General features: G+C 49.7%; 10 protein-coding genes, 1 tRNA gene and 1 pseudogene. 7 read left to right on the forward strand and 5 right to left on the reverse strand.

Annotated features, from left to right (window positions below; all coding sequences use genetic code 11):
* Positions 1 to 121 precede the first annotated feature (121 nt).
* The 3 genes and pseudogenes from J1785_RS09460 (at position 122) to J1785_RS09470 (ending at position 3,345) form a co-directional block, all read left to right on the forward strand.
* Positions 122 to 2,101: an alkyl/aryl-sulfatase gene (locus J1785_RS09460; protein WP_217219291.1), complete on the forward strand. Its 1,980-nt coding sequence runs from the start codon at positions 122 to 124 to the stop codon at positions 2,099 to 2,101.
* A gap of 54 nt (positions 2,102 to 2,155) precedes the next feature.
* The gene (locus J1785_RS09465) at positions 2,156 to 2,938 is read left to right on the forward strand and encodes a hypothetical protein (RefSeq protein ID WP_217219292.1); all 783 of its coding nucleotides are present in this window, start codon (positions 2,156 to 2,158) and stop codon (positions 2,936 to 2,938) included.
* A gap of 186 nt (positions 2,939 to 3,124) precedes the next feature.
* Positions 3,125 to 3,345, forward strand: a pseudogene (locus J1785_RS09470) (ogr/Delta-like zinc finger family protein).
* Between the two features lie 207 nt (positions 3,346 to 3,552).
* Here J1785_RS09470 and J1785_RS09475 read toward each other — a convergent pair.
* Positions 3,553 to 3,629: transfer RNA gene (locus J1785_RS09475), tRNA-Ile, on the reverse strand.
* 142 nt (positions 3,630 to 3,771) lie between these two features.
* Here J1785_RS09475 and mug point away from each other — a divergent pair.
* Both mug and J1785_RS09485 read left to right on the forward strand, forming a co-directional pair.
* Positions 3,772 to 4,275, forward strand: coding sequence for a G/U mismatch-specific DNA glycosylase (mug, locus tag J1785_RS09480; RefSeq protein ID WP_129954475.1), 504 nt, complete (start codon positions 3,772 to 3,774; stop codon positions 4,273 to 4,275).
* Positions 4,276 to 4,784: 509 nt separating this feature from the next.
* Entirely contained in the window at positions 4,785 to 5,186 is a 402-nt protein-coding gene (locus J1785_RS09485; protein WP_217219293.1) for a hypothetical protein, read from the forward strand.
* A 103-nt stretch (positions 5,187 to 5,289) separates the two neighbouring features.
* On the opposite strand, the gene rpoD is transcribed toward J1785_RS09485, so the two are convergent.
* The 3 genes from rpoD to rpsU form a co-directional block, all read right to left on the reverse strand.
* On the reverse strand, positions 5,290 to 7,128 hold the full coding sequence (gene rpoD, locus J1785_RS09490; RefSeq protein ID WP_129954477.1) for an RNA polymerase sigma factor RpoD: 1,839 nt from the start codon (positions 7,126 to 7,128) through the stop codon (positions 5,290 to 5,292).
* A 294-nt stretch (positions 7,129 to 7,422) separates the two neighbouring features.
* A complete protein-coding gene (dnaG, locus tag J1785_RS09495; protein WP_129954479.1) occupies positions 7,423 to 9,171 on the reverse strand; it encodes a DNA primase in 1,749 nt (582 codons plus the stop codon).
* Between the two features lie 135 nt (positions 9,172 to 9,306).
* Positions 9,307 to 9,522, reverse strand: coding sequence for a 30S ribosomal protein S21 (gene rpsU / locus J1785_RS09500; RefSeq protein ID WP_001144069.1), 216 nt, complete (start codon positions 9,520 to 9,522; stop codon positions 9,307 to 9,309).
* Positions 9,523 to 9,838: 316 nt separating this feature from the next.
* Here rpsU and tsaD point away from each other — a divergent pair, with 316 nt between their 5' ends.
* Complete coding sequence (gene tsaD / locus J1785_RS09505; RefSeq protein WP_129954481.1) at positions 9,839 to 10,852, forward strand: tRNA (adenosine(37)-N6)-threonylcarbamoyltransferase complex transferase subunit TsaD; 1,014 nt, start codon at positions 9,839 to 9,841, stop codon at positions 10,850 to 10,852.
* 202 nt (positions 10,853 to 11,054) lie between these two features.
* Here the strand turns inward: tsaD and plsY are convergent, their stop codons facing one another.
* A complete protein-coding gene (plsY, locus tag J1785_RS09510) occupies positions 11,055 to 11,684 on the reverse strand; it encodes a glycerol-3-phosphate 1-O-acyltransferase PlsY (protein ID WP_129954483.1) in 630 nt (209 codons plus the stop codon).
* A 107-nt stretch (positions 11,685 to 11,791) separates the two neighbouring features.
* On the opposite strand from plsY, the gene folB reads away from it, so the two are divergent.
* Positions 11,792 to 12,148, forward strand: a complete 357-nt coding sequence (gene folB / locus J1785_RS09515) for a bifunctional dihydroneopterin aldolase/7,8-dihydroneopterin epimerase (protein WP_129954485.1) — start codon at positions 11,792 to 11,794, stop codon at positions 12,146 to 12,148.
* Positions 12,149 to 12,152 lie beyond the last annotated feature (4 nt).

A 12,152-nucleotide genomic window follows, 5' to 3' on the forward strand; every position in this document is an offset into this window, starting at 1 on the left:
ATTATTCTTAAAACGAGTCATGAAAATTTAGTCCGCAATCGTTATATCCCGCGTGAGGTATATCGAGTGCGGATTATTGAACAAGCCCCATATGGGGATGATTACTTTTTGAGGATAAGGAATGAAACTTAAATTGATAGTCAAAAGCCTTGCTCTGGCAGGCTTACTTTCATCAACCACACTCACACCACTCTTTGCACAAGAAGCCCCAAAAGATGCGACGGCGGCCACCAAACAAACTAATGACGCACTTTATAATCAGCTTCCTTTCTCCGATAACACCGATTTTACCAACGCACATAAAGGGTTTATTGCTGCTTTGTCGACGGATGTGATCAAAGGCGCACAGGGGAATGTCGTCTGGGATCCGCAGAAATATGCATTCATCAAAGAAGGGGATAAGGCGCCTGATAGTGTCAATCCAAGCCTCTGGCGGCAGTCACAGTTAATCAATATCAGCGGTCTGTTTGAAGTCACGGATGGCGTTTATCAGATACGTAATCTCGATTTGTCCAACATGACCATTATCGAGGGTAAAGAAGGTATTACGGTGGTTGACCCGTTAGTGTCGGCAGAAACCGCCAAAGTGGGCATGGATTTGTATTATAAGAATCGCGGGCAAAAACCTGTTGTCGCAGTGATCTATACCCACAGCCACGTTGACCACTATGGCGGCGTGCGTGGTGTGGTTGACGAAGCGGATGTGAAATCCGGTAAAGTAAAAATTTATGCCCCTGCCGGATTTATGGATGAAGCCGTATCCGAGAATATCATGGCCGGTAATGTCATGAGTCGCCGTGCGAGTTATATGTACGGTAACCTGCTGAAACCAGATGCAAAAGGGCAGGTAGGTGCGGGGCTGGGAACCACCACATCGGCGGGAACAGTTACACTAATCGCACCAACCAACTACGTTACTAAAACGGGTCAGAAAGAAACGATTGATGGCCTGACCTACGATTTCATGATGGCTCCTGGTTCTGAAGCCCCTTCGGAAATGCTGTGGTATATCGAGGAGAAAAAACTCATCGAAGCAGCAGAAGATATCACGCATACCCTGCATAACACCTACTCGCTTCGTGGTGCCAAAATCCGCGATCCGCTGGCATGGTCAAAATATATCAACGACGCCATTAATCGCTGGGGTGATAAAGCAGAAATCATCATGGCTCAGCACCACTGGCCGACGTGGGGTAAAGATAACGTCGTTAATCTGATGAAAAGTCAGCGAGACATGTACCGTTACATCAACGATCAGACACTACGCCTGGCGAACACCGGCCTGACGCGTGATGAAATTGCGGCGAACTTTAAACTTCCTGACGGTCTGGCTAAAACATGGGCGAGCCGTGGCTATTACGGTTCTGTGAGTCATGACGTTAAAGCTACCTACGTGCTTTATCTCGGCTGGTTTGACGGCAACCCTGCAACACTGGATGAACTGCCACCAGAAGAAGCGGCGAAGAAATTTGTCGATTACATGGGCGGTGCGGATAACATCCTGAAAAAGGCCAAAGAGGATTACGATCAGGGGAATTACCGCTGGGTTGCTCAGGTCGTGAGTAAAGTGGTCTTTGCTGATCCGAAGAACGAGGCTGCCCGTAATCTCGAAGCTGACGCACTGGAACAATTGGGCTATCAGGCTGAGTCAGGGCCATGGCGTAACTTCTATCTTACCGGCGCGCAGGAATTGCGTAATGGCGTACAGAAACTGCCAACGCCGAATACAGCAAGCCCGGATACGGTAAAAGCCATGTCACCGGAAATGTTCTTTGATTACCTCGGTGTTCACATTAATGGCGAGAAAGCAGCGAATGCAAAAGCCGTGTTTAACGTTGATTTGGGCAGTGACGGCGGCAAGTACAAACTGGAGCTGGAAAACGGTGTCCTGAATCATACTGCTGACGCAGAGGCAAAAGATGCTGATGCAACTATTGTCCTGAACCGCGATACCCTCAATAAAATCATCCTGAAAGAAGAAACACTGAAACAAGCTGAAGATAAAGGCGACGTGAAAGTGACCGGCAACGGTGCAAAACTGGATGAAATGCTGGGCTATATGGATAAGTTTGAATTCTGGTTCAATATCGTCACACCATAAACCAAGCTCCCCTGTGGTGTCTTCACCACAGGGGAGCTAATTTCAGGTGGTCTTATGCGTAGGATATTAATACCCTCACTTTTAAGCCTCGCTTCGGGTTATGCCCTTGCTGCCGAAGAGCATGGGGCGGATGCTGCGCAGGCGAATAACCCCTTAGCCAATATGACTGCATTCAACATGCAGAACTATTATATTGGTGACGTCAGCGGCACGGATAAAGATGCTAACCAGTTCTGGTTTCGTTATGCACAGCCGTTTTCTCTTGGAGAAAGTAATTGGCTGCTGCGTGGTTCTTTGCCCATCAATACTTACCCATCCCCTCCTGATGGCGGCCACAAAACCGGCACCGGTGACCTTAACCTTTTCGCTTCATGGTTGATCGACACGGGTAACCCTGCTGTCAGCTTTGGCTTTGGCCCACAAATTACAGCGCCCACTGCGAGCGATGATTCACTGGGTACGGAAAAGTGGTCTGCGGGTCTGGTTAACGTGCTGTTTGACGCCAGTTCGCCGAAGTTTCAATACGGGTACCTGGCTTCCTGGCAGCATAGTTTTGCCGGAAAAGATGATCGCAGCGATATTCATCTCGGAACATTTCAGCCATTTCTCTTCTATCAGTTAGGGGGCGGTACTTATCTTCGTGCGGCACCTATATGGGCTTATAACTTCCAGAACGACAGTTATAGCGTGCCTATGGGGCTGGGGATTGGGCAGGTCATCAAGCAGGAAAAAACCGTCTACAACTTTTTTATCGAACCACAGGGCTCAGTAGCTGATCATGGGCCTGGTCAGCCCAGGTGGCAAATTTTTGCTGGACTGAACTTACAGTTTCTTTAGCTTGTCTGTACAACGGAAATTTAAAGGCGGAGGACTGACATTGTCGCTTGGGTAGGAATCCCCTTATATTTTTACTCTTTGAGTCTAATAAATTGAATGTGTAAATCACTGGAATGTCAGATGTATGTTTTGCGGGATAATATACAATGATTTCATATGATTAAAAATGATTACATGGTGATTGAAATGATGCGCTGCCCGAGATGCCAAACGCCACCCACGCCCGTTCAAGCCGTTACCTGAGCGCGAACACTAAAGAGCGTTATCATCAATGTCAGAATATTAATTGCAGCTGCACGTTCAAAATCCATGAGTCGCTCGCTGACATCATTGTGGAGCCGGGAACAGTTCACGCCGTTCAACTGCATCCAGATAAACATCAGCAGCAGTCCTTCCAGATGCACTGAAAACACATTTCAACAGAAGCTCGCGAATGCGGTTTTTTTATGGAGAACAAATTGAGGTGCGCAGGTTGGAGGTGGATATCAACAATTCAGGGTCAAAACCACGAGGCAGATTTTTTCTGGTGAGGCAATTTTGAGGCAATGATATTGAGAAAAGAAAAAGCCATCTTCTGATAGGTGGCTTAATCGTTTGATTTTAAAGCTAAAATTTGGTGGCCCTTGCTGGACTTGAACCAGCGACCAAGCGATTATGAGTCGCGTGCTCTAACCAACTGAGCTAAAGGGCCGAGGTGCAGGATTATACGGTAAACTCTGCTTACAGGTCTATATGTGTTCGGTCTGTATGCGCGTTTTGTGCACAGTTTTAGTCTGTTGTGTTCACAGCTTTTTTTACCTATAACTCAGGTAAATACATCTTAAGAGATAATAATGATTACAGATATTATTGCCACGGATCTTTCTGTTGTGTTTTGCGGCATCAATCCCGGCCTGTCCACTGCTCATCATGGTTTCCATTTCGCTAATTCCAATAACCGTTTCTGGAAAGTTATCTATCAGGCTGGTTTTACCAGGCGTTTACTGAAGCCTGAAGAAGAACAGCATTTGCTGGATACCAGGTGCGGGATCACGATGCTGGTGGAACGTCCGACCGTTGAAGCAACGGAGCTGGTTCGCGATGAATTGCGGGAAGGGGGCGCAGCGCTGACGGCGAAAATTGAGCACTATCAGCCGCGTGCGCTGGCTGTTTTAGGTAAACAGGCATTCAGCAAAGCATTTGGTATCAGCAAAGTTAACTGGGGGCGTCAGACGCTGAAAATCGGTGACACAGAAGTCTGGGTGTTGCCTAACCCAAGCGGCCTGAACCGGGCGACGCTGGATGAGCTGGTATCGGCATACCGTGAACTATTCTTATCAATACAAACCACAGCATAACGCTATGGCCTCTCCCTCTTATCCCTTCTGATATAAAATATCAATATGTCGGTATTTTTTAAAAATAATCTTGTTTTTGGCTGTTTTTACGAACCATTTCACTGTTAAAGCAGCTTTATTCTCTCCCGGCTCCTCATGAATATATTTGGATATTTAATGTAAGAGGAATGCTTCCCCCGTGTGAATACGCTCAACTGAACTCAAACTTATTCCATCGTCTCATTCGGGGTGAGCAGCAAAGCAGTCGGGCAATGTGATTCTTCAGGAGCAGGAGATATGGCTAATGTTGAAACAGAAGAAAGACTGGAGAATCTGGAGGAATGGTTCGAATTATTTTCAGGACTACCGCTCCGGCATTCGGAAAGAGAAGCAAGATTAATCAACGTTTGTGAAAAGAACCGTGTCAGCATTATGTCGGCGATGCCCTGGATAGCGTCGGAGTTTGCTGAACACGGGGATTTTCCGGATTATTTCATTTTATTCATCTCCACGGAGGGAGAAAAATATACATGCCCAAAGAGACAGAGAAGTTTCATCAGATCTACGGGGTTAATATCCCGCAAAATAAATATAACAGAATTTATAAAAAAATTGATTCTTCTGGATATCTGGATACGCCATCCAACTGGGGTGTGTTTATCGCTATTCGCCGGGCGGCAATGCAGGTGGCGATCAAAGAAGATATTCCGGCAAAACTACTCACACAAAATTATAAAGGGAATGTCTATATTGATGCCTGCGAATCTGCAGATAATACGGAGGATCTGCTTAGCTTCGCCGAAACGTTTTATCTGGATTTTCATGCAGATCATCAGACATCAAAAGTATTGGGTATTACCGGTGTGAGTCAGGGGATGATTCCCTTACCTGACGACTCAAAATGGATTAAAGTGGATCCGGAACTCAGTTAGCAGAAAATGGAAGTAATGATGACTTCAGTAAGATGCAAATGAAAAAGCCCCGCCGTTTCCAGGGAAAGGCGGGGCTTTTTATTGGCTGACAGCCTGAGAACGATTAATCGTCCAGGAAGCTGCGCAGCACTTCGGAGCGGCTTGGGTGGCGCAGTTTACGCAACGCTTTCGCTTCGATCTGACGGATACGTTCACGGGTAACGTCGAACTGTTTGCCCACTTCTTCCAGCGTGTGGTCAGTGTTCATATCGATACCGAAACGCATACGCAGAACTTTCGCTTCACGTGCGGTCAGGCCAGCCAGAACGTCATGTGTTGCAGAACGCAGGCTTTCAGACGTTGCAGAATCCAGTGGCAGCTCGAGGGTAGTATCCTCGATGAAATCGCCCAGATGCGAATCTTCATCGTCGCCGATTGGCGTTTCCATGGAGATTGGCTCTTTCGCAATTTTCAGCACTTTGCGGATCTTATCTTCCGGCATCAGCATACGTTCAGCCAGCTCTTCCGGCGTTGGTTCACGGCCCATCTCTTGCAGCATCTGACGGGAAATACGGTTGAGCTTGTTGATGGTCTCAATCATATGTACCGGGATACGGATGGTACGCGCCTGGTCGGCGATGGAGCGGGTGATAGCCTGACGGATCCACCAGGTCGCATAAGTTGAGAACTTATAACCACGGCGATATTCAAACTTATCAACGGCTTTCATCAGGCCGATGTTACCTTCCTGGATCAGGTCAAGGAATTGCAAACCACGGTTGGTGTATTTCTTCGCGATAGAAATAACCAGACGTAAGTTTGCTTCAACCATCTCTTTTTTCGCGCGACGGGCTTTCGCTTCGCCGATCGACATGCGACGGTTGATATCTTTAACCTGTTCGATAGTCAGGCCAGTCTCTTCTTCGATCTGACGCAGTTTCATCAGACCGCGCTGCACGTCTTCGGTGACTTCTTTCAGCTTTTCAGACCAGGGTTTACCCATTGCCAGAGCTGCATCAAACCAGGTATCACTGGTTTCGTTACCGGCGAACAAATTGACGAAGTTTTTCTTCGGCATTTTGCACTGCTCAACGCACACTTTCATGATCAGACGTTCCTGCATGCGGACGCGATCCATCATGGAACGCATGCTGTTGACCAGGAAGTCGAACTGTTTTGGCACTAAACGGAACTGTTTGAACACATCGGACAGCTTCAGGATTTCTTCTGCTGCGCTCTTGTGGCTACGGCCGTTTTTCTTGATGACCAGACGCGTTGCTTCATGCTGTTCACGCAGTTCGGTGAACTTCTGGCGAGCCAGTTCCGGATCGATGCTGTTGTCGTCTTCAGCGTCGTCGTCTTCATCTTCGTCTTCGTCGTCGTCATCCTGCTCTTCAGTGGTCAGTTCAGAACCCACATGAGTTGCCGTTGGCGCGATTTCTTCTTCAGCGTTCGGGTCAACAAAACCGGTAATCAGATCAGACAGACGAACTTCGCCTGCTTCCACACGGTCATATTGCTCTAACAAATAAGTGATAGCTTCAGGATATTCGGCAACGGAGCACTGAACCTGATTGATACCGTCTTCGATACGTTTGGCGATGTCGATTTCGCCTTCACGGGTCAGCAATTCAACGGTACCCATTTCGCGCATGTACATACGCACAGGGTCGGTGGTACGGCCAATTTCTGATTCAACGCTGGAAAGTACCTGCGCCGCCGCTTCTGCAGCGTCTTCGTCGGTATCAGGACGGTTTTCGGCCAGCATTAAATCATCGGCGTCCGGTGCTTCTTCAAGTACCTGGATGCCCATGTCGTTAATCATCTGGATGATGTCTTCGATCTGGTCGGAATCGACGATATCTTCCGGCAGATGGTCATTGACCTCAGCATAGGTCAGATAGCCTTGCTCCTTACCACGGGTGACAAGTAGCTTAAGCTGTGACTGCGGGTTTTGCTCCATAAGACGGTATCCACACTTCAGAGTATTTGGGTTGGTGTCGGTCGGATAACATCGCCAACAATAACGTTAGGGGCGTTTATTGTGCCGCGGCCCACCAGGGCGGCTCTGCGCAGGGCCGTGCCCCGCTTTTTATCGGCACTTAAGCCGTTTTTTCGGTTTTACCCGTCGTACTTCGCGTTGCAGATGCGTTGGCTGCTCTTATCGCCCGCGGTATAAACTCATCGGGACTCTTCGTTTGCTGCCTTTCAGTAACGCGAATTACTTGGGGTAATTATATGTTTTTGTTATAAAAGCTTAACTTTTTCTCGCTAATACCTGATTCAGGGAACTGACTTCGGTCCGTTCCTCGGGACTCAGGCCGTGCGTCCTGGCTTTTGCAATCAATGTTTCAAGCCGCTGCTCCAAAATCGAGTCATACAGGCTGGCTAGCGTGGCACGAAATTCCTCTTCGACCATGTCCTCTACGATCATGTGGTTCCATGTCGCCAGAGTTTCAAGCTGTTGGTAGAACTTATTGTCGCGATAAAGTTCCAGTAACTGGCCGGTTGTCAGCCCCGGTTGGGCTAAGCAAGTGGTCACTAACTCGCTGAACAGATCCAGTCCTGGTTGCTTCGCTTGCTCCAAACCTTGCAGTGAGGGTATAAGTGTAGCCAGTTGTGGATTTTGTACCAGTAACCCTATAAGTATACGCATGGTTGTGCGTTTTAGCTGGGGCGCCTGATAGACATTGCTACTTTCTGCCTGTTTAGGCATCAGCTTTTCCAGCTGGCTGTCATCCAAAATACCGAGCTTATTCCCTAACTGTTGGCGCAAATACATCCGTAACGTTTCACCGGGAACCTGGCGTATCAGCGGCAATGCCAGCATGCTCAATTTGGTGCGCCCGTCAGGGCTGCTCAAATCTACCTGCGGCAACAGCGAATCAAACAGGAAAGTGGAAAGCGGCATAGCCTGTTCCATTCGTTGTTCGAACGCTTCTTTACCTTCTTTACGCACCAGCGTGTCCGGATCTTCGCCGTCGGGTAAAAACATAAAACGCAGCTGGCGACCATCATTGAGATACGGTAATGCCGTTTCCAGAGCGCGCCATGCGGCTTCACGTCCCGCGCGGTCACCGTCGTAACAGCAAACCACATTATCTGTGCTGCGGAACATCAGCTGAATATGATCAGCGGTTGTGGATGTGCCCAATGAGGCAACGGCGTAATCAATGCCGAACTGCGCCAGCGCGACGACATCCATATACCCTTCAACCACCAGTAAACGCGGCGGCGTAGGATGCTTTAACTGCGCTTCATACAGGCCATACAACTGACGGCCTTTATGGAAAATTTCGGTTTCCGGTGAGTTCAGATATTTCGGCGTACCGTCACCGAGAACCCTGCCACCAAAGGCAATCACGCGGCCACGTTTATCGCGGATAGGGAACATCACCCGTTCGCGGAAACGATCATAACTGCGGCCATTGTCATTAGTGACCAACATACCGGCATCAATCAGAGACGCTTTATCATCGGCATTTTTACCGAAACGCTTTAATGCGTTGTCCCAACCCGGTGGGGCGAAACCGATGGCGAAATGACTGATGACGTCTTCACTTAAACCGCGCCGGGCCAGGTATTCCCGTGCGGGAGCTCCTGCAGGCTGTTTAAGTGACTGCTGATAGAACTCGCTAAGCGGTGCCATCAACTGGTAGAGGCTTTGACGCTGATGACGCTCCATCTGGCTCGGACCGGTGCCTGCTTCGTACGGCACTTCCAAACCCTGCATTGTCGCCAGTTCCTCAATGCTTTCGACAAACTCAAGCCTGTCATAGTTCATCAGGAAATCGACGGCGTTGCCGTGGGCACCACAGCCGAAACAGTGATAAAACTGCTTATCGCCATTTACGGTAAATGAGGGTGTTTTCTCATGGTGGAAAGGGCAGCACGCGTGATAGTTTTTACCTTGTTTCTTGAGCTTTACCCGGGCGTCGATCAGATCGACGATATCGATGCGAGCCAGCAAGTCATTGATAAATACGCGCGGAATTCTCCCAGCCATAAGCCCCTTACTCACTAGCCTATAAACGAGAACAAGCCGCGCATTCCTTTCGGAAAGCACGGCCTTCGTATGCTACTACGCAGTCTGCGCGTTCTTAATATTGCAAATCACGCGATTTGGGGTTGCCCCCGAAGATTAATACAGACGAGTGCGGCGTGCGTTTTCGCGAGCCAGTTTCTTGGCGTGGCGTTTTACTGCAGATGCTTTAGCGCGTTTACGTTCGGTAGTCGGTTTTTCATAGAACTCACGACGACGAACTTCTGCCAGAACACCTGCTTTTTCGCAGGAACGCTTGAAGCGACGCAGAGCTACGTCGAACGGCTCGTTTTCACGTACTTTAATTACAGGCATGTGCCTCTCACCTCGATAAAATCGGTTTGTTTGCTGATGTTGTACCAGCACATTTCAAAATGGTGCGGAATTTTACTCCAATTCGCGTCGTCTTGTAAAGCATAACGGCAAATTGAAACAGGCGCTTTCTGCAACCCTTCTGCAACATTGTGCGCTCGCTTTTGCGTCGGGCGGCGATTATATACCAATCAGTCGAAATTGCTCGACATTAATTGGCCTGTGAAGCGAGGAATTCCCACTCCGGTGCAGCACCGGCAGAAGCTTGTGTGCTAAACTGCGCGCCGCGAGTTAGCGCGAAAACATGATGGAAAGAGTGATGCGAGTACTGGGTATTGAAACGTCCTGCGATGAAACCGGAATTGCAGTTTATGACAGCGAAGCCGGTTTGTTAGCCAACCAACTGTATAGTCAGGTAAAACTGCATGCAGATTACGGCGGCGTGGTGCCTGAACTGGCATCGCGTGACCATGTACGTAAAACAGTACCCTTGATTCAGGCCGCGCTGAAAGAAGCCGGGCTGACTGCTCAGGATATCGACGGGGTGGCTTACACCGCCGGCCCTGGCCTGGTCGGGGCGTTGCTGGTCGGGGCCACCATCGGGCGTTCCCTGGCCTTTGCCTGGGATGTGCCTGCGGTGCCGGTGCATCACATGGAAGGCCATCTTCTGGCACCGATGCTGGAAGATAATCCGCCGGATTTCCCGTTTGTGGCGCTGCTGGTTTCCGGTGGCCATACGCAGTTAATCAGCGTTACCGGGATCGGCGAATATACCTTGCTCGGCGAATCCATTGATGATGCTGCCGGTGAAGCCTTTGATAAAACGGCTAAATTACTCGGCCTTGATTACCCGGGTGGCCCGTTGCTGTCGAAAATGGCTTCTCAGGGTGTTGCAGGACGTTTTACCTTCCCGCGCCCGATGACAGACCGGCCGGGGCTGGATTTCAGTTTCTCCGGCCTCAAAACTTTCGCAGCGAATACCATTCGTGGCAACGACAGTGACCCTCAGACGCATGCCGATATCGCCCGCGCTTTTGAAGATGCGGTGGTCGATACGCTGGCGATTAAATGTAAACGCGCACTCGATCAGACGGGTTTTAAACAGCTGGTGATGGCCGGTGGTGTCAGCGCGAACCGCACATTACGCACCAAACTGGCTGACGTAATGGCGAAGCGTGGCGGCCAGGTGTTTTATGCACGTCCTGAGTTCTGTACTGATAACGGTGCGATGATCGCGTATGCGGGTATGGTGCGGTTGAAAAGCGGTGCAACGCCCGATCTCGGTGTGACCGTTCGCCCGCGCTGGCCTCTCGCTGAGCTTCCGCCAGTCTGAGTCAGGCCTTCGCCAGTCTGAGCGGGGCTGCGACTGCGTTGCTGCGCCGACCCGAAATGCTCACATACTTAAGTATGCTGCGCTTTCAGGTCTCCTGACGCCCTGTCTCGCTCCCGTTCAGTCAGGCTTGCTGCGCTGAAAAAACCAATAAAAAACGACCTGCTGAGGTCGTTTTTTTATGTCTGAAGTCTGACGTTATCCGCTATTCGGCTTTATCTTCTTTTGTGGCTTTACGTTTCTTCTTCAGCTTATCCCAGATTTTTCCTTCCTGGCCCCGCCACAGACGCTGGATATTGTCGTGATGACGCAACAGGATCAGACACGAAAGCATCGCAACCGGAAAGGTAAACTCGGGTTTGAACCACCAGACGTAAAAGGGGGCTATCAGTGCGCTGACAATGGCGCCCAGTGAGGAATAACCGCTCAGCAGCACGGTCAGCAGCCATGTACCGGTCATCAGGCCGGTTAAGTCCCAGCCGATCGGGGCAATGGCACCGAACGCTGTGGCAACACCTTTGCCGCCTTTAAAACGGAAGAATACCGGGTAGATGTGGCCGAGACACGCCGCAATCGCCGTCAGGCCAAGATACATCGGCGGAATGTTCAGGCGGTATGCCAGCCAGACCGGCAGCATGCCTTTGAGGACATCGAAAATCAGAACAGCCGCTGCAGCCAGACGGCCGCCAAGGCGTAAAACGTTGGTGGCGCCAGGATTGCCTGAGCCCGCCGTACGCGGATCAGGTAAGCGGGCTACCCGGCAGACCAGAATCGCACTGGAAATCGAGCCGCAAAGGTAGGCGAAAATAATCATTCCAAGCGCGGTAGCACTCATAAAGCCGTTCCGTCTAATAGGGGTCGTTTTAATCGCAACATCCATGGATAATACGCATTTTCTGCTGGAAGTGGTATCCGGCTGGGCCAAAAACAGAGAATCGCGTGATGGATATCGTATTTATTGAGCAACTAAATGTAATCACTACTATTGGCGCTTACGAATGGGAACAGACCATTAAACAGAAACTGGTCTTCGATATCGAAATGGCCTGGGATAACCAAAAGTCCGCCGCCAGTGACGATGTGAATGATTGTTTAAGCTATGCTGATGTCAGTGACGCAGTGATCGAGCATGTTTCTTCACAAAATTTCGCGCTGGTTGAGCGCGTAGCGGAAGAAGTTGCGACATTGCTGCTGAGCCGGTTTCATTCCCCGTGGGTTCGGATTAAGCTCAGCAAGCCGGGTGCCGTTGCTCAGGCGGCCAATGTCGGTGTGATTATTGAGCGCGGAAAGCGTTTTTAAATCC

Source organism: Rahnella perminowiae, assembly GCF_019049755.1.
GTDB classification, from domain to species: domain Bacteria; phylum Pseudomonadota; class Gammaproteobacteria; order Enterobacterales; family Enterobacteriaceae; genus Rahnella; species Rahnella perminowiae.